Genomic DNA, 22,218 nt, shown 5'->3' with positions numbered 1-22,218 from the left:
ATGAATATTACGCCTTTGTTACATTTTTATTTCTTTCTTATAGGTAAAATTTTTCAAAAATAAACTGAAAAATAATCATCCATATAAGATTCAAAATCATTGATGGTACTAAACTATAGACTATAAATAAAGACATACTATCCACAGTTAGACCTACCATTATTGCAAGTATATAAGCTCCCATCTCAAATAGAAAAGTCATGACAATAATTGCCAACATTCTCGTCCAACGATTCAATAAAATAACACTATTAAATTTATGGAGAAATACTCCCAACAAGACGAATAACAGAGTCGCAATCCCGATCAAGTGGAAAAAGTAAATGTCATAAACCAAACCCACTACAAAACAATAAGCTAAATAGAAATACTCTGATACTTCAATCGTCTCAAATAAGAGAAATAAAAACAGAAAATGACTAGCCAACTGTACGTGGGGAAAAAATGAGCCCAGAAGCTGGCTAATATGGGCGTCAATTAGAACAAAGAAAGGAAGCAATAAAAACACTCCAACCCGTTTCAACTGTCTCATTATGAATTCCCCACTAATTCTATCACATCTACATTATGAGTATCTGCACTCAATTTAACAGTTACTTCTCGTGTCAAATAGTCTGTACTATGCGTTGTGGCAACCACTTCACCAACAGGAATATCAGCAACGTTAAAGTTTCCTAATCCCCCCGTTGTCACCTTATCGCCTGTACTAATATCGCTATTGCTATTTAATTGGCTAATTTTAAGAACTTCATTTTCCTTGTCGTAGCCAACAATAATTCCATAAATTGTAGTAGTGCCGTGTTGAATTTTAACAGAAATCTTATCAGCATTTTCCGTATTTGTCAGAAGGTTGACCATGGTAGAGTTCTCCTCTACTTTCGAAACGCTCCCAATCAAACCACCATTTGCAATAGCTAACATGTTCTCAGAAGCCCCTTTTGATTTGCCCGCATCTAGAGTCAATTCCTGTTTCCAAGATACCGGAGAACGCATAATAACATCTGCTGCTAAAGTTTTTGTGGCTTGCAATTTAGACTTCATATCAAGCAATTGGCGCAGTTGCTCATTTTCTGTCTTTAAACTTTCCGCCTCATTCGATTTAACTTCTAACTGGTAAATCTGTTTCTTCAAACTTTCATTTTCATTATATGTTCGTGTCAAATGTGCCAAATCTGATTTAACAGAATCAAACCACTGAAAAGGTTTTTGCACAACCCTATCAACCAATGAGATTTCATCTCCCAATTTTGTCACAATTGCGCTTGAATAAGTCGTCGCTAAGAGAGCTGACACAAGCAGAACAGTGACAAAAACAATAATGACATATTTTGATTTTTTAAAACGGTTCATATTCCTACCTTTATATCAAAAACTGTTACAGTAACTTTTTTATTAATTCCTGAAAGCTACTAAGATTTTAAGAAAAATAAGCAACAACCAAGTACGAGAATAACAAGAATGGTCAGCGTATCCTTTCGAGTCCATTTCAGTTGTCGGTATTGACTTCTGCCTTTTCCCCCCTGATAACCACGCGCTTCCATAGCAATAGCCAAGGAATCCGCACGTTTTAAACTTGTCGCAAAAAGAGGAATCAAAATGGGAATCATAGCCTTCACCTTTTGAACAATACTTCCTTCTCCAAAATCCACTCCACGCGCTTTCTGTGCATTCATAATCCGCGTCGTATCATCCATCAAGGTTGGGACAAAACGCAAACTCATAGACAGCATCAAACCGATTTCATGAACTGGAACTTTCACACGCTTTAAAGGCGCTAACAAAGCTTCGACAGCTGATGCCAAACTTAAGGGCATGGTCGTTAAGGTTAACAAAGTTGAAAAGAAAATAATCAATACAAAGCGACAAAAAATAATTCCAGCTTGTTGCAAAGCATAATCCGTGATTCTCACAAACGAAAACTCAAATAAAACATTCCCATTAGAAATGAAAAATAGTTGAAAAATAGTTGTGAAGGCAATCAAGAAAAACATAGATTTCAAGCCCTGAATAAAGAATGAAAGAGATACTCCTGACAAGGCAATAAATATCCCTGTCGCTATAAAAAGAATTAGATTCGTCAAAGGATTATTAGCCCAAAAAACGATCAAAATCAGTAGCATCATAGCCAGTAATTTACTACGTGGATCCAACCGGTGAACAATCGAATCCCCTGGGATATAACGCCCCAAAATCATACTATCCATTTAGCGACTCCTTGAACTTCTCTATCTTAATCGGTAATCGTTTAAATGACACACCTCTATCAGCCAATCGTTTACAAAATGCTGTAATCTTAGGTACTCCCAGCTGCACTTCTTCCATAAAAACAACATCTTGAAAGACATCACTCGGTTTGCCACCCTTCACTAAACGTCCCTTTTCCATTACATAGACTTGATTCGCATATTCAGCTACATCATCCATCAAATGCGTTACCAAGACGATGGTCATCCCTGACTGGTGGAGTTTTTTGAACAGGGTCATCAACTCTTTTCTCCCCAAGGGATCTAAGCCTGCTGTGGGCTCATCTAAGACTAATATAGCTGGCTCCATGGCAAGTATGCCTGCAATTGCGACACGTCTCATTTGTCCACCTGACAGCTCAAACGGGCTACGATTAAAAAGTGATTCATCAATTCCAACCAGAGCCAGTTTCTCACGCGCAATCTGCTCCGCATCTTCTTCAGAAACTCCAAAATTTTGTGGTCCAAAAGCAACGTCCTTCAAAACTGTTTCTTCAAAGATCTGATTTTCAGCAAACTGAAATACCAAGCCAACCTGTTTTCTAATTTGACGAATATCTTTATTTTTAGAAGTCGAGGTGATTAAGGTATCAAAAACTCGCACACTCCCTTGACTTGGCACCAATAAACCATTTAAGAGTTGTAAAATAGTTGATTTACCACTACCTGTGTGGCCAATTAAAGCCGTATAAGAACCATCTTTAATCGTCAAAGAAACATCCGACAAAGCTGCTGAAGCTAAGGGAGTCCCTTCTTGATATGTAAAACTCACATTTTCTAGAGCAATTCCCATAGCTTATCCTCTAGCTCACTTTCTGTCAAATAATTTTCAGGCAAATCATAGCCATTCTGGCTCAAAGAATATTTTAATTGATTAGCAAAAGGATCGTCTAATCCAATTTGATCCAAATCATTTCGAGAGAAAAGCTCCCTTGGACTACTAGTTGATTCAATTGACCCTTTTTTCATGATCAACACACGATCACTCATGGCAACTTCTTCCAAATCATGTGTAATGGAAATGACCGTCATATCATAGTCTTTCCGAATTCCTTTTACTGTCTCAATCAGTTCTCTACGTCCCTCAGGATCCAACATACTCGTTGCTTCATCTAAGATTAAAATAGCTGGTCTTAGGGCTACAACACCTGCAATAGCCACACGTTGCTTTTGGCCACCTGATAGACGCGCTGGCTCTCTCTTTTTAAAGTCCAACATGCCAACCAAATCCAGAGCTTCTTCCACTCTTTTTTTCATTTCTTGACGAGAAAGGCCCTGATTTTCCAAACCAAAGGCAACATCATCTTCAACAGTCGCTCCAACAAATTGATTATCTGGATTTTGAAAAACCATACCGATTTGACGACGTATATTCCAAACATTTTCCTCAGTCAACCGTTGACCATCAATTACAATCTCTCCAGATTCTACTTCCAGTAAACCATCAATTAAGCGAACCGTCGTTGATTTACCACTACCATTATGCCCTACAATCGAAAGCCATTCTCCACGTTTCACGTGAAACGTAATATCCTTTACATCATAGTATTCCTGACTTTCCTTATAGCGAAAAGAAAGATTTTTTACATCAATTATTGATTTCATTTCGAACCAAATGTCCCTTTAAATACATAGGCACTACCCTTGAAATAATCATAGCCAGAGTAGATAGTGAAAAACAAGGCTACATAAAGTAGAACTTGACCAAGCAAAGTCCAATGTAATAGCAAGAAAAGAATCGCAAACATCTGACTGAAAGTTTTAATTTTTCCAGGCATGGCTGCTGCTAAAACCGTTCCACCAGTTTCAACCAATAAAAGCCTTAAACCTGTCACAGCCAACTCACGACAGATAATCACTGCAACAATCCAAGCCGGAGCCATTCCTAACTCAATCAGCATAATAAAAGCCGACATAACTAGTAGCTTATCCGCCATAGGATCTGCAAATTTACCAAAATTACTAACCACATTCCATTTACGAGCTAAATATCCATCTAAATAGTCTGTAATACTAGCAACAGCAAAGATAATAGCTGCTACCATATGACTCTCTATCGAATTTCCTACTGTTAAAATAAAGATAAAAATAGGTATAAAGAGAATTCGACCTATCGTTAAAAGATTTGGAATTTGTTCTTTTTTCATTCGTTTTTCCTTAATTTTTAGTAAAGGTTACAGTGATTTGTCCAGTCTGAGCTGTTAATTTCGATAAATCAACAGTCTGATTGTCTACTGTTAAGGCAACACCTTTGACAACACCTAAAGTAATGGTCACAGGATTTTTAGTTGAAACGCTTGTTTCCGCACTTTTATTATCCGGTGATAAAGTCACACCACCCTCAAGATCACTTTCTGAAACACTAACCCAACTTCTAGCATCTGACACTGATAATTGCAATTTTGCAGTGTCTTTACTCGTTTTATAAGCAACTTCTACTCGATTTCCTTCACCCGATACCGTTATAGCTGGTTCAGTATTAGAAGAACTACTACTAGTTGAAGATGGAGTTACAGAACTAGTCGAGCTTGTTGCTTGGACTACACTATAACTAGATGAAGATGAACGCTCCGGTTGAGTCTGGATATAGCTCCAAACATAATAAGTCACAAAAATTACAATCGATAGTGCAAAAAGTATAAAATAAAATAAAGGTAAAAATGATGTCTTATTTTTCTTACTGGAACGTCTCCTGCCTGTCAACTCGTCTTCATCAACATCAACTTCCTCATAAGTAATCATGCTCCCAGAATCATAAGCATCTAAGACAATTCGCTCATCTAGCTCAACTGCCCACGCATACTTTCGCAAAAAAGAACGAGTATAAAATGGACTAGGAAGTTGATCAAAATCATCAGCTTCCATTGCCTCCAACATCTCCAACTGAATTTCTGTCTTTTTCTGCAATTCATCTAAACTCAATCCCTGATTGATTCTAGCTAATCGTAAAACCTCACCAATTGTTTTTTTCCTCATACTTGTCATCCCTTCTTTCTAGTGTCTATTTATGATAGGTTACTACGATGGGAATATTGTAAAATCAACTATATCCCCTTCATCTATTAAGTGATGCCCCGCATCAAGGACATCCTCTAAAGTAATCTCCTGTAAAATCTTTGGTAAATCAAAAATTGTCTCACCATGTTCAAAAGCATCATATTGCGTTGCAATAAATTCAAGAGAGTTCATGCCACTGAAAAATTCTCCAAACATCTCTCTTTTGATAATATCTAAATGATCTTCTGTAATATCTAAATCCTTTGTAAAATTACGAATAGCCTTCCTGAATTGATGAGATAAAGCAACTGGCTCTTTCGTATCCATTGTCAACATAACAAAATGAAAACGACTTGTTACTTCAATTTCAAGAGATAAGGAAGCATCTATTTTACCTGATTCATATAATTTTTGAAAACGATCCGAAGTCCAACCAAACATCATTGCAAACAATAATTTTAATAAAATATGATGTCGATAGCAATCCGCCTCAGCAACTTCTCGATTACCTCTAACTCCAATCGCTAGTTTGGGAGAAGATACTTCCATCCTCATACTGTCTGTTTGCTTCACATCTTGCAAAAGCAACTTTTCTCTTGCCACTTCATGAACATTTGAATCTTTCAGTTCTTTTCTTTCAAGATAGTCCTGTACTCGCTCCACATCAAAATTACCAACTAAAAACAGAGACATATTTACAGGTTTGTAAAACCTTGTAAAGTTTTCTTGCAAATTAGTTAGATTGATTTGGGAAATGGATTCCTCACTTCCAACTATATCAGTAGCTAAAGGTGTGCCAGGATACAAATTCGCTAAAGTCGAAAAGAATAAACACGAATCTGGATCATCTTGATACATTTCTCGTTCTTGCTGAATAATATCCTGCTCTCTTAAAATGGAATCTTCAGTAAAATGTGCCGATGTTACCAATTCATCAAGTAAATCTAAATTCTCTAAGAGATAATCCGTCGATGAAAAAAGATAGTTTGTTTTTGTAAAGCTTGTAAATGCATTACTATCTGCACCTAGACTCGTAAAAGCCGACATCAAATCGCTAGAATCTTCTCTCTCAAATAATTTATGTTCAAGAAAATGAGCAATTCCCGCAGGATATTGTTTTACATCTCCGTCAACTTCTGTGACAAGCGTATCTACCGAACCAAACTGTACAGTGACACTTCCGTAAACTTCTTTAAATTCCTTTTTAGGTAGAAGAGCTACTGTCAATCCGTTTGCCAAACGAGTTCGATAAACCATTTCTTTTACAGCTGGATAGTATTTTTCTTCAAAAACAACCTTTGTCATTCTATTCCTTCCATAAAGTAAATTGCCTGTAGCTTCACATTATTAGCTGCTCTACAAATAGCGTCTTTGTCAATTTGTTCAAGCTTTTCAATCCAACTTTTAAAGTCTGCTGAAGATTTTCCAAGTAAAGCATTTTGATAAGCACGTTCAATCAATGAACCTTGATTATCTTGAGAAAGCAACAAAGACCGACGAATCATTTCCTTGGTCTGCTCTAACTCAAAGTCTGTAAAATAACCTTTTTTTAAATCAAGCAGTTGATTATTCATCATTTTTCGAGCCTGATTCCGATTTTCTCGATCAATACCAGCATACATCCTTAAAAATCCACTAAATAAATCAAGCTGACTTGAAATGGTATAAGCTAATCCAGCATTTTCACGGACATTTGTAAAGAGCTTAGAATGAGCAAATCCACCCAGTAAACCATTCATTACAATCATGGATAAATGTTGCTCATCACCATATTCAGCAGAGCAATGATAGCCCAACTCTAAAATAGACTGTCCCACATTTTTCCGAACCATGCCTTCCTGAAGGATATTGGAATAAGGTTGACAATACTGAACCTTAATATCACCTTCTCGACCTTTAAAACCAAATGATTCTAATACATTTTGAATTTCAACCTCATTAAAATCACCTAGGAAAAAGAAATCTATTCGATCATTGGCCAAAAATTCTTGGAAACAAGAATAAGAACTTTGTGGAGTTTCCACTAAAATACGATTTCGCAAATCACTGTATTCCAATTGGAGACGTTCATCCTGAAAAAATAATTTGTCTAATTCTTTATGTGAAAAATAAAAAGAATCATCCATATCAGCTGCTAAACTTGCTAGCAATTGCTTTTTCTCAATTTCAAATAAGGCTGGATCAAATCCATTATCAACTACTACGGGTGAAAAAAGAGTTTCTTTTACTAGCTCCAAAACCTGAGCAGTTAGCACATTTTTCCTACTTAAAAACTCATCACGAACATAAGTAAATGTCAATTCTACAATGTGACTTTGCCCTCTTCTAAAACAATTGGTTGACATATCTGTACCATATAGACTGGCCAAGTATCTTCTCAAAGCTTGAGAAGTGGGGGACATCTGGTTGGCCGTTTCTAGCATACTCGCACTCAACATGCGACCTGCAATCGTATCAAGAGATAATGGAGCGGTAAAACGCACGGTGATTTTGTTCGTTTTAAACTTCTTTGATTGGATAAAATGTGTTGAAATTCCATGCACTAACTCCATGATTCACCTCCTTATATACAGACTTCTATTATATCACGAAAACCTGAAATTTTCTTGTTCCCTGTAATACTTTTGAAATAAAAATCGCTTACATTTCTCCCTGTTTCTATCACCATTTTTAGGAAAATATGGTATAATACCAAAGATTGAGGTGAATTATGGAATACAAATTATTTGAAGAATTTATTACCCTCCAAGCACTGCTCAAAGAACTTGGAATTACACATAGCGGAGGAGCTATCAAATCCTTTCTCTCTGAACATTCTGTTTACTTTAATGGGGAGTTAGAAAGTCGTCGTGGTAAAAAACTTCGTATTGGTGATAAAGTTGACATCCCTGACATGAATATTGACATCTTGTTGACACAACCTACTTCTGAAGAACAAGATGAATACCAAGCTGATAAAGTTGAAAAAGAACGGATCACTAAACTTGTAAAGGAGATGAATAAGGGAGTTAAAAAAGACAAATCGAAACCTACTTCAGCACCTAAAAACAAACAAGCTCCGCGATTCCCTGGTAGATAATCATGTGGCTACAAAACCTATCTCTCAAGACTTTTCGTAACTACAAAGAAACGAAAATAGACTTTAATCCTAAATTGAATGTCTTTTTAGGACGCAATGCACAAGGAAAAACAAATATGCTAGAGGCTATCTATTTTTTAGCCTTAACGCGTAGTCATCGAACTCGAACAGATAAAAATCTCATTCATTTTGATGAGGAACAACTTCATCTTTCAGGTCTCGTTCAGAAAAAAACTGGATCCATCCCCCTAGAAATCGAACTAACACAAAAAGGACGTGTAACCAAAGTTAATCATTTAAAACAGGCACGCCTTTCAGATTATGTAGGACACATGAATGTTGTTTTATTTGCTCCTGAAGATTTACAACTAATTAAAGGAGCACCTTCGGTTCGAAGAAAATTCATTGATATGGAACTTGGACAAATCAAGCCAATCTATTTATCTGACTTAACCAATTATAATCACATCCTAAAACAAAGAAACACTTATCTAAAATCAGCTCAAAAAATAGATGAAACCTTCCTTTCAGTATTGGATGATCAGCTAGTTGATTATGGATGTCGTGTAATGAATCACCGCTTAGATTTCATAAAAAAACTAGAATCATTTGGGCGTAAGAAACATTTTGAACTCTCTAATCAGATTGAAGAGTTGTCAATATCCTATCAATCTTCTGTCAAGTTAACTGACAAAGAAGACTTATCCGAATCTTTCAAAATTGCTTTAGAAAAAAGTAGATCCAGAGATTTATTTAAAAAGAATACTGGTGTCGGTCCTCATCGAGATGACATTTCTTTTTATATAAATGGGATGGACGCTAGTTTTGGGAGTCAAGGCCAACATCGTAGTCTCGTCCTTTCTATAAAATTAGCAGAAATCGAGTTAATGGAAAGTATTACTACAGAATCTCCAATATTACTACTTGACGATGTTATGAGCGAGCTTGACAACACTAGACAACTAAAATTATTAGAAACGATTTCTCAGTCAATCCAAACCTTTATCACAACAACAAGCTTAGACCATCTTCAAAATCTACCAGAAAATCTAAGCATCTTCACTATTCAGAGTGGTAAAGTTACTGTAAACGAAAATTGACAATATTGTAAAAGAACTCCTGTTTTCACGGGAGTTCTTTTTATTTCTTTTACATAGAATAATTTGGCGCCTCATTAGTAATTTGTACATCATGAGGATGGCTTTCTTTCAAACCAGCACCAGACATTTCAATAAATTGAGCATTATCATGCAACTCTTTAAGGTTAGCTGCACCACAATAACCCATACCAGAACGGATACCACCAATCATTTGGAAGACGATATCAGCTGCCGCTCCTTTATAAGCAACACGACCTTCAATTCCTTCTGGAACAAGTTTATTTGCTTCATTGACAGAACCTTGGAAGTAACGATCGCTTGAACCTTTCTTCATTGCTGCGATTGATCCCATACCACGGTAAGTCTTGAATTTACGTCCTTGGAAGATTTCAGTTTCACCTGGAGCTTCATCAGTTCCAGCAAACATTGATCCAAGCATAACTGCATTTCCACCTGCAGCAAGGGCTTTTACAATATCTCCAGAATACTTAATTCCACCGTCAGCAATAATCGTTTTTCCATATTCACGCGCAACAGCTGCAGCATCATAGATAGCTGTTACTTGTGGAACACCAACACCAGCAATCACACGAGTAGTACAGATAGAACCTGGTCCAATACCAACCTTGACAACGTCTACACCTGCTTCGTAAAGTGCGCGCGCTCCCTCAGCAGTAGCAATATTTCCAGCAATCAAAGTACGATCTGGGAAGTGAGCACGAATCTCAGCAATTTTACGCAAGACACCTGCAGAATGACCATGTGCAGTATCAATAACAATCGCATCCGCTCCTGCCTCAAAAAGAGCCTCTGCACGTTCAAATGTATCTGAAGTAACACCTACTGCACCTGCAACTAGAAGACGACCAAACTCATCTTTAGCAGCATTTGGAAACTCAATAACTTTTTCAATATCTTTGATAGTAATCAAACCAGAAAGGCGACCTTCTTCATCTACCAAAGGAAGCTTTTCAATACGGTGTTCTTGAAGAATACTCTCAGCTGTTGTAAGATCTGTACCCACAGGAGCAGTCACAAGATTTTCACTGGTCATATGATTGGAGATTGGTTGGTTATAGTCTGAAATAAAACGAAGATCTCGGTTTGTCAAAATACCAACCAATTTACGATTTTCAAGTGTTTCAACAACTGGAACACCACTGATGCGGTAACGACCCATAAGCTCATCTGCTTCAGCAATTGTATGTTCAGGCGTCAAGAAGAAGGGATCAATAATAACTCCATTTTCAGAACGTTTTACCTTACGAACCTCGTCTGCTTGTTGAGCAATTGACATGTTTTTATGGATAACTCCGAGACCGCCTGCACGAGCAATAGCAATGGCCATTTGACTCTCTGTAACTGTGTCCATGGCAGCGGTAATAATTGGGATATTTAAAGTCAGATTATCTGCCAATTTAGTTGTTAAATCTGCATCGTTAGGCAACACATGACTTTCAGCTGGAATAAGCAATACATCATCAAAGGTAAAACCTTTTTTCAAAAATTTAGTGTCCCAATTAGACATTCGAAGTTTCCTCTTTTCTTTCTTTTTGAGCTTGACTCTTTTTATATTGTATCTATCATACCATTCTATAAAAATTTGTCAAATGTTACAGGGGTAAATAAAAAACTATCTTTTCTTTGAGATAGAAATGATAGTTTCTTGTAAAATAAACCTAGTTAAAATAATGAAGTCCCATTGCTCCTTTTACCTCAGATAGGGTTTGACCTGCAACTTCACGCGCTCTTTCACTACCTTTTTGAAGCATATTATAAACTTCTCCCATATCCTTAGCAAATTCGATACGTCGCTCACGAATAGGACCAAGTTCACGCTCTAATATTTCAAGTAGATAACGCTTGGTCTTCACATCACCAAGACCACCTCGTTGATAATGTTCTTTCATGTCAGCAATTTCTTGAGCATCTTCTGGACGACCAAAAACATCTAGATAATGGAAAACCATATTTCCTTCGATCTTACCTGGATCCTCAACGCGAATATGATCTGGATCTGTATACATACTCATTACTTTTTTACGCAAAGTATCAGCATCATCAGCTAAATAAATACCGTTATTAAGTGATTTAGACATTTTAGCATTTCCATCTAAACCAGGCAAACGCCCTGCTCTCTCATTTTCTGGATAAATACCTTCCGGTTCTACCAAGACATCACAGTTATATGCATTGTTAAAAGAACGAACAATCTCGCGAGTTTGCTCAATCATTGGTTTCTGATCTGTCCCAACAGGAACATAATTAGCTTTGAAAGCAGTAATGTCAGCTGCTTGAGCGATTGGATAGACCAAGAATCCTGTAGGAATACTTTCCCCAAATCCTTTTTGAGCAATCTCTGTCTTGACAGTTGGATTTCGCTCTAGACGTGCTAATGAAACCAGATTCATATAGTACATAGATAGTTCAGCCAGCTCTGGAATCTGGCTTTGAATAAAGATAGTCGATTTCCTTGGATCCAATCCAACTGCAAGGTAATCCAAAGCCACATTTCCGATAGACTCTACAATGGTTTGAGGATTTTTGGCGTGATCTGTCAAGGCTTGTTGGTCAGCCAAGAACACAAACATGTCATACTTATCCTCTTCCTGTAATAATACTCGATTTTTGAGACTTCCAACATAATGTCCAATATGCAATTTTCCTGTTGGACGATCTCCTGTTAAAATAATGGGTTTAGTCATTTTGTTCTCCTTCGATATAGTCCCTTCAATTATAGCATTTTTTTAATGAAATAACCGTAATTTATCAAAATAAATCAGCCTTGCTATTCACGGTTTTGTGTAAAGTGTGCTGTAAATATAATTTACACAAAATTGACAGATAAAAATTTGAATATTTCCGTATTTTCTAGTAGAATAAATGTATTACACATATAGGAGAAAAACATTGCTTACAGTATCTGATGTTTCACTACGTTTTAGTGATCGCAAACTTTTTGATGATGTCAATATCAAATTTACAGAAGGAAATACTTATGGATTAATCGGTGCTAATGGTGCCGGAAAATCAACCTTTTTAAAAATTTTAGCTGGAGATATCGAACCTACTACTGGTCACATCTCTCTTGGTCCAGATGAACGTCTCTCTGTTCTTCGTCAAAATCACTTTGACTATGAAGATGAACGTGCCATTGATGTCGTTATCATGGGAAATGAAAAACTTTATAGCATCATGAAAGAGAAAGATGCCATCTACATGAAGGAAGATTTCTCAGATGAGGATGGAGTGCGTGCAGCCGAACTCGAAGGTGAATTTGCTGAACTTGGAGGTTGGGAAGCAGAAAGTGAAGCCTCTCAACTCCTTCAAAACCTAAACATTCCAGAAGAATTGCACTATCAAAACATGAGCGAATTGGCCAACGGTGAAAAAGTAAAAGTTCTCCTTGCCAAAGCACTTTTTGGTAAACCAGATGTGCTTCTATTGGACGAGCCTACCAACGGTTTGGACATCCAATCGATTACTTGGTTAGAAGACTTCTTGATTGACTTTGATAACACAGTTATCGTAGTATCCCACGACCGTCACTTCTTAAACAAAGTATGTACTCACATGGCCGACCTTGACTTTGGAAAAATCAAACTCTATGTCGGAAACTATGACTTCTGGAAGGAATCTTCTGAACTCGCTGCTAAATTGCTAGCAGACCGTAATGCCAAAGCAGAAGAAAAAATTAAACAATTGCAAGAGTTCGTTGCTCGTTTCTCTGCCAATGCTTCTAAATCAAGACAAGCAACATCACGTAAGAAAATGCTTGATAAGATTGAACTAGAAGAAATTGTTCCATCTAGTCGTAAATATCCATTTATCAACTTTAAAGCGGAACGTGAAATTGGTAATGATCTCTTGACAGTAGAAAATCTAACTGTAAAGATTGATGGTGAGACTATTTTAGATAATATCAGCTTTATCTTGCGTCCAGGTGATAAGACCGCTCTTATTGGACAAAATGATATCCAAACGACTGCATTAATTCGTGCAATCATGGGAGATATTGACTATGAAGGAACTGTCAAGTGGGGAGTTACAACTAGTCAATCTTACCTGCCAAAAGACAATTCAGCTGATTTTGCAGGGGGAGAATCAATTCTTGACTGGTTGCGTCAATTCGCAAGTAAAGAAGAAGATGACAATACTTTCCTACGCGGTTTCCTTGGTCGTATGCTCTTCTCTGGAGATGAGGTTAACAAACCTGTCAACGTCTTGTCAGGGGGAGAAAAAGTTCGTGTCATGCTTTCAAAACTAATGCTCTTGAAGTCAAATGTGCTTGTACTTGATGATCCAACCAATCACTTGGACTTGGAATCTATCTCAAGCTTGAATGACGGATTGAAAAACTTTAAAGAATCAATCATCTTTGCCAGTCATGACCACGAGTTTATTCAAACTTTGGCTAACCATATCATTGTCTTATCTAAAAATGGCGTCATCGATCGTATCGATGAAACCTATGATGAATTCCTAGAAAATGCAGAAGTACAAGCAAAAGTTAAAGAACTTTGGAAAGACTAAATAAAACTTCAAAACTCAGTTGGGTTAACCAGCTGAGTTTTCTAACATTTTATGAGGTAACATGAAATTATTTTTTAAAACATATTGGACCTATTTTGTTTCTTTCATCATTCCCATAATCATTATGATAGGAGTATATCTATCTCAAGGTATCTACTGGAATAGCGACAACTCTCCTCTATTAGGAGATGGCTTTCATCAATACGTTATTTTTGATGTAGCTTTACAGAATATCCTACATGGAAATGGTAGTCTGTTTTACACCTTTACAAGTGGCCTAGGACTAAACTTCTATGCCCTATCTAGTTATTACTTGGGTAGTTTCCTTTCACCACTAGTTTACTTTTTTGATCTAACGAATATGCCAGATGCTGTCTATCTGACAACTCTGTTAAAATTTGGATTGATTGGTCTGTCAACCTTCTTTAGTTTGAATAAATTATTTCAATCTATCCCTCAGACTTTAAAACTAGCCTTATCTACTTCCTATGCTCTGATGAGTTTTACTGTCAGTCAATTAGAGATAAAAACCTGGCTAGACGTTTTTATCTTGATTCCTTTAATTATAACTGGTTTACATCTACTGATAACTGAAAAGAAATTCCCATTATACTTTACAAGTCTGTCAATCTTATTTATCCAAAACTATTATTTTGGCTATATGACAGCATTGTTTCTTTTTTTCTGGTATCTCTGTCAAATTTCTTGGGACTTTAAAACTCGAAAATCATCTTTTCTTGATTTTGTTGTCACCTCCTTTTTAGCTGGTATGGCTAGTTTGATTATGACTCTTCCCACTCTGTTTGATTTACAGAAACATGGGGAAAAATTAACTAAAGTTACAAAGTTTCAAACTGAAAGTAGCTGGTATCTTGATCTCTTTGCTAAGCAATTCATTGGTTCCTTTGACACAACAAAGTATGGGGCCATCCCAATGATTTTTGTTGGACTACTTCCCTTTATTTTGACCATTTTATTTTTTACGCTGAAATCTATTAAGTTTCACGTGAAACTTATCTATGCAATCTTCTTTACATTTCTAATTGCAAGCTTTTATATAGAAGCGCTTGATTTATTTTGGCAAGGCATGCATACTCCAAACATGTTTTTACATCGCTATGCTTGGATTTTCTCTACCTTGTTAATTTACACAGCAGCGGAAGTCTTAAATCTTCTGAAAGAAATTAAAATCTGGAACTTTTTAGTTTCGCTTTTTCTTGTAGTAACAGGATTTTTAGCTACCATCTATCTAAAATCACATTATTCTTTTTTAACAGATTTAAATATTCTGCTTACTCTTGAATTTTTGGTTGTCTATTCGCTTTTACTCCTTGCAGTTATCAAAAAGTTTATCTCTGTAAATCTATTTGCCATTCTAATCTCTTTATTTATAATGGTTGAAATGAGTTTAAATGCTTCATCTCAAATGGACGGAATTGCTAAGGAATGGGGTTTTGCTTCTCGAAGTGCATATAATCGAGATATCCCAGCTATGGAATCTTTCTCAACATATATTGGAAATCAATTTACTCGTACTGAAAAACTACAAACTCAGACAGGAAATGACAGTATGAAATTCAACTACAATGGAATATCTCAATTTTCATCTGTTCGAAATCGTTCAGCAAGCTCTACTTTGGATAAACTTGGGTTTAAATCCTCTGGGACTAATCTCAATCTACGCTATGCAAATAATAGTATTTTGGCTGATAGTTTATTTGGCATCCAGTACAATATCTCAGACAGTCCTATTGATAAGTATGGTTTTAAAGATATCTATCAAAAAGATAATCTTACCCTATATGAAAATCAATTCTCTCTTCCGATTGCCTTTGCTAGTCAATCTGTTTACAATGATGTCAAGTTCAATGAACACACTTTGGATAATCAATCCTCGTTTTTAAATCAACTTGCTAACGTCGATTTTGATTATTTTTCTCCAATCCCTTATGACAAAACAGAAAATACTAATGATTTGATTAGTGTTACAAGTTCTTCAAATGAGGATGCAGCAATCCAGTATCAAATTGAAGTACCAGAAAACAGCCAAATTTATCTTTCTTTCACAAACCTTCACTTTTCTAATGACAAACAAAAGAAGGTTGACATCCTTGTAAATGGTGAAAAAAAGACTTTTACAACTGATAATGCATTCTCCTTCTTTAATCTAGGCTATACAAAAGAGAAAAAAACTTTCAATATCAATGTTAGTTTCCCTGGAAATTCACAAGTATCATTTGAATCTCCTACCTTCTATCGTTTAGATACCAAAACTTTCACCGAGGCAATTCAAAAAATTAAAGAACAACCTGTCACAGTATCAACTTCTAAAAACAAGGTCTTTGCTACATATGATGTCAAACAAGATACGTCCATTTTCTTCACCATTCCTTATGACAAAGGCTGGTCTGCCTACCAAGATGGTAAGAAAATAGAAATTAAACAAGCTCAAACTGGTTTTATGAAAGTTGATATTCCTAAAGGGAAAGGAACTATTACACTTTCCTTTATTCCCAATGGTTTTATTACTGGATCAATCTGTTCCTTTACTTCACTTTTACTATTTGGAATTTATAATCACAAACGAAAGACATCTAATACATAAAAAAATCGACCAATTGGTCGATTTTTTTAATATTCTTCCATTTTCTTAGGTTGATAGGCTAGCATACCTAAACCAGTAAATAGAGCTAGTATGACAGCTAGGAAAATGGCTTGCTGATGAATATTTCCTGTCATAGAGATTGTTTGTCGTAATCCAGAAACTGAGTAACTCATTGGTAACCAGGGATTAAGAGCTCTAAAGAAATCATTTGTCAAAGCAAGTGGATAAGTACCGGCACTTGATGCCAACTGTAATAAAAGCAAGATAAGAGAGAAGAAAGCTCCTATACGGCTATTCCATGTTGTTAAAGCGGTCACCATGGACATGAATACTAAACTTGTTAGGATAATGAGAATAAATGTTCTCATTTCATGATTAGCAGTTAAACCAATAAGATGAACTCCTCCATATACCAAAATCCCTGCTAAAACAGCTATAATACCATTTATTTCAGCTCGAGATTTCAACCAAGCCCAACGGCTCTCTGGATGACGTCCTGAAGGCAACTTCGCAAAAATCATATTCGTTGATATTGCTGCAACAAAAAGAGCAACTGATATCATATACGGAGCCATTGCAATTCCATTTACAGGAACTTGATCATTGTCTGTTTTTGAAAGATTGAGTGGATTTGACAAAATCTCTGCATTTTGAGATTCCGTAGATGCCGATTTGAGTTGATCACTAGCATTACTTAGTCCTTGTCCTAAAGAAGCAACTCCTGTCTGTAAATCTTCCAATCCAGAAGTTAACTTTGTTCCACCTTCTGCAAGTTTCCCAGCTCCATCTGCCAATTTATTAGCTCCATTCTCTAATTGAGAAGTACCTGAAAGTAACTGACTGGATTTGTCTGCTAATTGACCTGATCCTGATTGTAATTTATCAAATCCTGCTATTAATTCTTGACTCTTTTGATTCAATTGGTTGGACCCAGTTGATAATTTTTCAATACCAGATACTAATTCTGGAGTTTTTTCAACTAATTGACCAACTCCTGCTGTCAAGCTAGAAGATTTTTGTGTCAAGGTATTTGAGCCTGAAACTAGTTGATCCAAACTACCTGTCAAGGTGGAATTTTTTTCACTTAGTTGACTTGCGCCCTGAGAAACTTTATCAACACCTGCAGTATATGCATTTACACCTGATGCAATCGACTGACTGGCAGGAACTAATTTACTCGTCACTGCTCCCTGTATTTCTGTTAATCCACTTGACAATCCTGTCAAAGAAGTAGAAGCAATAGGTAATACTTGATTAGCTTGATTTTTTAATGTTGAAAGATTAGAAGATTGATTTTGTAAGTTTTCTAATCCTCCCTGTAAACCTTGTACTAAAGCTATAATTGACTGAGCCGATTGAATACTATCAGTCGAATTTTGAGATACAGAAGCACTTATCTCAGCTTGTTGCTCACTTGTCAATGATTGATAAGCTGCTGTTGATTGAATATTGGCTAATGTAGTTGCTTTTTCAGACTGAGCACTTGCTAACATTTGATTAGAAAGAGAAACTATACTTGATAAAACAGAAGATAATTGTTTTGTATCTCCAACATCAATATTTTGAATAGCTTGATTTAACTGATTTAGACCAGAAGATAATTGATTAATTTGATCTTTTTGCCCAGATGAAGCATCTAACTTACTAGAAAGTTGTTGAATCCCTTCACTTAATTGCTCCACACCCATTCGAAGTGTAGCTGATTGACTAGATAACTGATTCGCACCTGTTGCAAGATTTCCCACTCCATTTGTATAGGCACTAACACCAGATGAAAATTGGTTAAGACCAGTATTGAGCTGAGAAACACCGCCAGTATAGGCCGCTACACCAGTATATAATTGATTGATTCCTCCTACTAATTCAGGACTTTTAGAAGCTAATTGACCTAATCCGCTATCTAATTTACTCACTGCACCAGTATATGTAACCAAACCACTATTAAAAGTCCCTAAGCCAAGATGAAGTTGTTCAACACCAGAAACATAAGCAGATAATCCTTTAGTAAACTGCTCCGTTCCATTTGAAAATGTTAAACTTGAATCTGCTAAAGAGTGTAGGTTAGTAGTTAATGTTTTACTTCCTGTCACTAACTGATTCGCTCCATCAGTTAATTTTTCACTACCAGAAGCTGCTTGACTCATACCATCTTTTAATTCGACCATCTTGTTAAATAAGGCTTTAGTATAGGTCTCGGTTACATTGGTAGACACATTCTGCTTTAATTGTGTCATCGCAGAATCACTCATCTTGCTGGCAATAAAACTATGACCACTTGAAGTCTGATAATCGATTTGCATTTGCTCTGGATGATCCGTTAAAATCGAAGCTGCTTTTTCAGATAAATCACTTGGTAAAGTCACTACCATATAGTAATTGCCATCTTCCAATCCCTTCTTTCCTTCATCTTCATCTACAAAATGAAAATCCAAGGTTTTATTTTCTTTTAAATTGGACACCATGTCTTTTCCTATAGACATGCTATTACCATTATAGGAAGCCTCTTTATCATGATTGACGACTGCCACAGGTAAGTCAGACAATTGCCCATATGGATCCCACATTGATGACAAAAATATGATATTGTACAGAGCTGGAATAAGAGAAATCCCTATCATGACAATAATAAAGGTTGGTTTTTTAAAAATTGCTTTCCATTCTTTAAACATAGCTTCTCCTTTTTTAAACATATTGTCTAAAATTTTGATATAATAGATTATACATTAAAAAATCTAAATTACAAGATAAAAAATCCATTTTTAGACAGATAGTCTAATTTGTTTACAAGGAGGAAATATGCAAGAAAGTAATAAACGCTTAAAAACAAAGAGAACTATTGAAAATGCTATGGTACAATTACTGATGGAACAGCCATTTGATCAAATTTCTACTGTCAAGTTAGCAGAAAAAGCCGGAATTAGTCGTTCCAGCTTCTATACTCACTATAAGGATAAGTATGATATGATTGAGCACTATCAAAGCAAGCTATTCCATACATTTGAATATATTTTTCAAAAACATGTTCATAACAAAAGAGATGCTATTTTAGAAGTCTTTGAATATCTAGAGTCAGAACCACTTCTGGCTGCCCTTCTTTCTGAAAATGGGACTAAAGAAATCCAAAATTTCTTACGAAATAAACTTCATATCATGCTCAGTACGGATTTACAAAAGCAATTTATGCAACTAAATCTAAATACCATTGAATTAGAATATAGTAGCATCTATCTAACTCACGCACTTTTTGGTGTCTGTCAAACTTGGATTGCACATGGAAAAAAAGAAAGTCCTCAAGAAATAACAGACTTCCTTATGAAGATGCTTGGTGATACAAATTGATACAAAAAGAGGAACACAACTGTGTTCCCTTTTATCTATACTCCGCCAGTAGGACTCGAACCTACGACATCATGATTAACAGTCATGCGCTACTACCAACTGAGCTATGGCGGATAAAATAGTCCGTACGGGATTCGAACCCGTGTTACCGCCGTGAAAAGGCGGTGTCTTAACCCCTTGACCAACGGACCTTCTATCTGTAGCAGATATAACCATTATATCAATTTCTTGCTAATTGTCAATTACTTTTGAGATTTTTTCTCCAGAATATCTTTCAATTTTCTAATTTTTAATCTTGAAATAGGACAACGATGGTCTTCATAGAAAACAATTTCTAGATTTTTTCGATCAATTTCTCTGATATTTCCTATATTTACCAAAAATGACTTATGAGGAGAATAAAATCGCTGAGTATGTTTGTCCTTTTCCTGAATATCTGTCATGGTACCGTAAAACTCTTTGGCAAAATTCTTACCAATAATGCGCAATTTATGAGAAACTCCTGTCGTTTCAATATACAAAATATCATGGTAAGGAATTTTTAAATCATTTCCCTTGTAATTGTAGTCAAAATAATCTACCACATCTTCATTTTCAAGTAACATACTCTTCGTGTAGAAGATATTTTGCTCAATTCTCTTCTTAAATAACTCATCATTAATATCCTTATCAACAAAATCTAAGGCTGATACCTGGTATTTATAGGTTAGAGTCGCAAACTCTGATCGACTGGTGATAAAGACGATAATAGCATAAGGATTGTGATGACGAATAAACTGAGCAACTTCAAACCCTTTTTTCTCAATTCCATGAATATCAATATCTAGAAAATAAAGCTGGTTTACTTCGTCGTTTTCAATATATTCCTTGAACTCACGAACTTTTCCTGTTGTCTTGTATGATATTGGAATATTCGATTCTTTCGAAATTTCATCCAATATTCTCTCTAGTCTCACTTGATGTTCAATAACATCTTCTAAAATTAACACTTTCATTCAAATTCCCTCTTAAATCTAATGATTTGTCTAAATGTACTACCTTCCATCTCTGTTTCTAAAATAATATTGTTGTACTTATCTAGTAGTTCTTTCACATTATTTAATCCTACTCCGCGATTTCTTCCCTTAGTGGAGAATCCTAAGGCAAATAGATCTCCTGAAGGAGTCATCGTCATTTTACATGAATTCTGAATCACAATAACTGTTTCAGTTTCCATCTTAATAACTGCTACTTCCATCTGCTTTTTATAACTATCAGCCGATCCTTCGACAGCATTGTTCAATAAAACACTCATGATACGAACCAAATCCAGCAGGTCTATTGGTAGTCTAGTAATTATATCTTTTACTTCCAGTGTAAACTCTACACCATTATTTCGAGCATAGACAATTGACTGAGCAACCAAACTTCGTAAAGCTGAATCTTCTATGTTGTTCAAATCAAAGTAAGTGTACTTATCTGAACGCAGTTTATGATTGGCTTTGACCAAAACTTCATTGTAAACTCTGTCAATTTCCTGTAAATTACCACTGTCAATTGCCATCTGCATGCTGACAAGCATCCCAGCATAATCATGTCGAAAACCACGGATTTCATTATACAGTTCAACAATTTCATCTGTATAATTCTGTAAATGTTTCTGTTCAAATTTCTTCTGCTTCAAAGCAATCTCTTTCTCCATTTGAACTTTATGCGAATTCATTGCAAAGAAGGTCAAAAGGAGAGAAATAAAGACGATAGATGATAAAATACTTCCAAAACTATTTAAATGTTTAATCGTACTTACCATATCTGAAACGAAAGATGCAACATGTAGCAGTAGTAAAGCAAAAAATACTTTTTTCAAGAAAAGATAAAGGTAATCCTTATCAAAATAGTTCAGTTCCAAGTGGAAATAATGAATGATTTTTAAGACAACAAAATAGGTCAACACCGTTACAACGAAAAAGAATGGGTCATGATATTGTAAAACAAAATTGTCTCCTGTTATAGAGGAGAAAGTTACGGACAGAAAATTATGAGTGCTCTCATATAAAAGAGATAGTAGTAAACTTAGAAATAGTCCTCTATCCCTCTCATACTGTTTAATCCATCGAAAATAGGAATATAAGCCCAAAGGAAATAAAAATGTTGCAATCCCTAAACCATCTAAATTTAGAAGATAGAAGGGAAAATCAAATACTATTTCTGTTAGTAATGTATAAGCACCAAAAACGAATAATTCTTTTCTATTTATTTTACCTTTACAAATTAAACGGTAACTGTGACTAATAATTAAAAAATATAATATAAAATCTACTACAAAGAAAAAATCCATTCTGC

19 protein-coding genes and 2 tRNA genes are annotated in these 22,218 nt (G+C 35.7%); 5 read left to right on the top strand and 16 right to left on the bottom strand.

Annotated features, from left to right (window positions below; translation table 11 throughout):
- Window positions 1-37: 37 nt before the first annotated feature.
- From mreD to yfmF, 9 genes are read right to left on the bottom strand one after another with little or no spacing between them, the layout of a single operon-like run.
- On the bottom strand, window positions 38-532 hold the full coding sequence (mreD, locus tag N8O43_RS05325) for a rod shape-determining protein MreD (RefSeq protein ID WP_261089662.1): 495 nt from the start codon (window positions 530-532) through the stop codon (window positions 38-40).
- The gene (mreC, locus tag N8O43_RS05320) at window positions 532-1,350 is read right to left on the bottom strand and encodes a rod shape-determining protein MreC (RefSeq protein WP_261009191.1); all 819 of its coding nucleotides are present in this window, start codon (window positions 1,348-1,350) and stop codon (window positions 532-534) included. Before mreC ends, mreD begins: the two co-directional genes overlap by 1 nt.
- Before the next feature lie 59 nt (window positions 1,351-1,409).
- Window positions 1,410-2,204: an energy-coupling factor transporter transmembrane component T family protein gene (locus tag N8O43_RS05315; RefSeq protein WP_084930564.1), complete on the bottom strand. Its 795-nt coding sequence runs from the start codon at window positions 2,202-2,204 to the stop codon at window positions 1,410-1,412.
- Window positions 2,197-3,036 carry an energy-coupling factor transporter ATPase gene (locus N8O43_RS05310; protein ID WP_261089661.1) on the bottom strand — a complete coding sequence of 280 codons (840 nt, stop codon included), beginning with the start codon at window positions 3,034-3,036 and terminating at the stop codon, window positions 2,197-2,199. Before N8O43_RS05310 ends, N8O43_RS05315 begins: the two co-directional genes overlap by 8 nt.
- Window positions 3,021-3,848, bottom strand: coding sequence for an energy-coupling factor ABC transporter ATP-binding protein (locus N8O43_RS05305; protein WP_261089660.1), 828 nt, complete (start codon window positions 3,846-3,848; stop codon window positions 3,021-3,023). The genes N8O43_RS05310 and N8O43_RS05305 overlap by 16 nt, the downstream gene beginning before the upstream one ends.
- Window positions 3,845-4,390, bottom strand: coding sequence for a CDP-diacylglycerol--glycerol-3-phosphate 3-phosphatidyltransferase (gene pgsA / locus N8O43_RS05300; protein ID WP_261089659.1), 546 nt, complete (start codon window positions 4,388-4,390; stop codon window positions 3,845-3,847). Before pgsA ends, N8O43_RS05305 begins: the two co-directional genes overlap by 4 nt.
- 10 nt (window positions 4,391-4,400) lie before the next feature.
- Window positions 4,401-5,219 carry a cytoskeleton protein RodZ gene (gene rodZ / locus N8O43_RS05295; protein WP_261009189.1) on the bottom strand — a complete coding sequence of 273 codons (819 nt, stop codon included), beginning with the start codon at window positions 5,217-5,219 and terminating at the stop codon, window positions 4,401-4,403.
- A 42-nt stretch (window positions 5,220-5,261) separates the two neighbouring features.
- Window positions 5,262-6,545: an EF-P 5-aminopentanol modification-associated protein YfmH gene (gene yfmH, locus N8O43_RS05290; protein ID WP_261009188.1), complete on the bottom strand. Its 1,284-nt coding sequence runs from the start codon at window positions 6,543-6,545 to the stop codon at window positions 5,262-5,264.
- Complete coding sequence (gene yfmF, locus N8O43_RS05285; protein ID WP_261009187.1) at window positions 6,542-7,792, bottom strand: EF-P 5-aminopentanol modification-associated protein YfmF; 1,251 nt, start codon at window positions 7,790-7,792, stop codon at window positions 6,542-6,544. Before yfmF ends, yfmH begins: the two co-directional genes overlap by 4 nt.
- A 158-nt stretch (window positions 7,793-7,950) precedes the next feature.
- Between yfmF and yaaA the strand changes: the two genes are divergently transcribed.
- Both yaaA and recF read left to right on the top strand, forming a co-directional pair.
- A complete protein-coding gene (yaaA, locus tag N8O43_RS05280) occupies window positions 7,951-8,319 on the top strand; it encodes a S4 domain-containing protein YaaA (RefSeq protein WP_261009186.1) in 369 nt (122 codons plus the stop codon).
- 2 nt (window positions 8,320-8,321) lie between these two features.
- Window positions 8,322-9,419 carry a DNA replication/repair protein RecF gene (recF, locus tag N8O43_RS05275; protein WP_261009185.1) on the top strand — a complete coding sequence of 366 codons (1,098 nt, stop codon included), beginning with the start codon at window positions 8,322-8,324 and terminating at the stop codon, window positions 9,417-9,419.
- A gap of 49 nt (window positions 9,420-9,468) precedes the next feature.
- Here the strand turns inward: recF and guaB are convergent, their stop codons facing one another.
- Together guaB and trpS are read right to left on the bottom strand one after the other, a co-directional pair.
- Window positions 9,469-10,947: an IMP dehydrogenase gene (gene guaB, locus N8O43_RS05270; protein WP_000073431.1), complete on the bottom strand. Its 1,479-nt coding sequence runs from the start codon at window positions 10,945-10,947 to the stop codon at window positions 9,469-9,471.
- A gap of 151 nt (window positions 10,948-11,098) precedes the next feature.
- Entirely contained in the window at window positions 11,099-12,124 is a 1,026-nt protein-coding gene (gene trpS / locus N8O43_RS05265; RefSeq protein ID WP_261009184.1) for a tryptophan--tRNA ligase, read from the bottom strand.
- Window positions 12,125-12,329: 205 nt separating this feature from the next.
- On the opposite strand from trpS, the gene N8O43_RS05260 reads away from it, so the two are divergent.
- On the top strand, window positions 12,330-13,952 hold the full coding sequence (locus N8O43_RS05260) for an ATP-binding cassette domain-containing protein (protein ID WP_000958772.1): 1,623 nt from the start codon (window positions 12,330-12,332) through the stop codon (window positions 13,950-13,952).
- A gap of 61 nt (window positions 13,953-14,013) precedes the next feature.
- The gene (locus N8O43_RS05255; protein ID WP_261009183.1) at window positions 14,014-16,557 is read left to right on the top strand and encodes a YfhO family protein; all 2,544 of its coding nucleotides are present in this window, start codon (window positions 14,014-14,016) and stop codon (window positions 16,555-16,557) included.
- Window positions 16,558-16,583: 26 nt separating this feature from the next.
- On the opposite strand, the gene N8O43_RS05250 is transcribed toward N8O43_RS05255, so the two are convergent.
- Window positions 16,584-19,226: a YhgE/Pip domain-containing protein gene (locus tag N8O43_RS05250; protein ID WP_261009182.1), complete on the bottom strand. Its 2,643-nt coding sequence runs from the start codon at window positions 19,224-19,226 to the stop codon at window positions 16,584-16,586.
- A 127-nt stretch (window positions 19,227-19,353) separates the two neighbouring features.
- Between N8O43_RS05250 and N8O43_RS05245 the strand changes: the two genes are divergently transcribed.
- A complete protein-coding gene (locus N8O43_RS05245; protein ID WP_150922668.1) occupies window positions 19,354-19,896 on the top strand; it encodes a TetR/AcrR family transcriptional regulator in 543 nt (180 codons plus the stop codon).
- 40 nt (window positions 19,897-19,936) lie between these two features.
- On the opposite strand, the gene N8O43_RS05240 is transcribed toward N8O43_RS05245, so the two are convergent.
- The 4 genes from N8O43_RS05240 to comD form a co-directional block, all read right to left on the bottom strand.
- Window positions 19,937-20,010: transfer RNA gene (locus N8O43_RS05240), tRNA-Asn, on the bottom strand.
- A 5-nt stretch (window positions 20,011-20,015) separates the two neighbouring features.
- Window positions 20,016-20,087: transfer RNA gene (locus N8O43_RS05235), tRNA-Glu, on the bottom strand.
- 51 nt (window positions 20,088-20,138) lie between these two features.
- Window positions 20,139-20,891: a competence system response regulator transcription factor ComE gene (gene comE / locus N8O43_RS05230; RefSeq protein ID WP_000866073.1), complete on the bottom strand. Its 753-nt coding sequence runs from the start codon at window positions 20,889-20,891 to the stop codon at window positions 20,139-20,141.
- Window positions 20,888-22,213, bottom strand: a complete 1,326-nt coding sequence (gene comD, locus N8O43_RS05225) for a competence system sensor histidine kinase ComD (protein WP_261009181.1) — start codon at window positions 22,211-22,213, stop codon at window positions 20,888-20,890. Before comD ends, comE begins: the two co-directional genes overlap by 4 nt.
- Window positions 22,214-22,218 lie beyond the last annotated feature (5 nt).

The organism is Streptococcus mitis, from assembly GCF_946190335.1.
Taxonomy (GTDB): domain Bacteria; phylum Bacillota; class Bacilli; order Lactobacillales; family Streptococcaceae; genus Streptococcus; species Streptococcus mitis_CH.
This window is presented reverse-complemented; position numbering and strand designations above follow the sequence as displayed.

Bases quoted from the DNA above. Each gene is read 5' to 3' on its own strand.
- pgsA (WP_261089659.1), bottom strand. From the start codon at position 4,390: ATGAAAAAAGAACAAATTCCAAATCTTTTAACGATAGGTCGAATTCTC.
- mreD (WP_261089662.1), bottom strand. From the start codon at position 532: ATGAGACAGTTGAAACGGGTTGGAGTGTTTTTATTGCTTCCTTTCTTT.
- comE (WP_000866073.1), bottom strand. From the start codon at position 20,891: ATGAAAGTGTTAATTTTAGAAGATGTTATTGAACATCAAGTGAGACTA.
- yaaA (WP_261009186.1), top strand. From the start codon at position 7,951: ATGGAATACAAATTATTTGAAGAATTTATTACCCTCCAAGCACTGCTC.
- mreC (WP_261009191.1), bottom strand. From the start codon at position 1,350: ATGAACCGTTTTAAAAAATCAAAATATGTCATTATTGTTTTTGTCACT.
- guaB (WP_000073431.1), bottom strand. From the start codon at position 10,947: ATGTCTAATTGGGACACTAAATTTTTGAAAAAAGGTTTTACCTTTGAT.
- N8O43_RS05315 (WP_084930564.1), bottom strand. From the start codon at position 2,204: ATGGATAGTATGATTTTGGGGCGTTATATCCCAGGGGATTCGATTGTT.
- N8O43_RS05310 (WP_261089661.1), bottom strand. From the start codon at position 3,036: ATGGGAATTGCTCTAGAAAATGTGAGTTTTACATATCAAGAAGGGACT.
- N8O43_RS05255 (WP_261009183.1), top strand. From the start codon at position 14,014: ATGAAATTATTTTTTAAAACATATTGGACCTATTTTGTTTCTTTCATC.
- yfmH (WP_261009188.1), bottom strand. From the start codon at position 6,545: ATGACAAAGGTTGTTTTTGAAGAAAAATACTATCCAGCTGTAAAAGAA.
- N8O43_RS05305 (WP_261089660.1), bottom strand. From the start codon at position 3,848: ATGAAATCAATAATTGATGTAAAAAATCTTTCTTTTCGCTATAAGGAA.
- yfmF (WP_261009187.1), bottom strand. From the start codon at position 7,792: ATGGAGTTAGTGCATGGAATTTCAACACATTTTATCCAATCAAAGAAG.
- comD (WP_261009181.1), bottom strand. From the start codon at position 22,213: ATGGATTTTTTCTTTGTAGTAGATTTTATATTATATTTTTTAATTATT.
- recF (WP_261009185.1), top strand. From the start codon at position 8,322: ATGTGGCTACAAAACCTATCTCTCAAGACTTTTCGTAACTACAAAGAA.
- N8O43_RS05250 (WP_261009182.1), bottom strand. From the start codon at position 19,226: ATGTTTAAAGAATGGAAAGCAATTTTTAAAAAACCAACCTTTATTATT.
- rodZ (WP_261009189.1), bottom strand. From the start codon at position 5,219: ATGAGGAAAAAAACAATTGGTGAGGTTTTACGATTAGCTAGAATCAAT.
- N8O43_RS05245 (WP_150922668.1), top strand. From the start codon at position 19,354: ATGCAAGAAAGTAATAAACGCTTAAAAACAAAGAGAACTATTGAAAAT.
- trpS (WP_261009184.1), bottom strand. From the start codon at position 12,124: ATGACTAAACCCATTATTTTAACAGGAGATCGTCCAACAGGAAAATTG.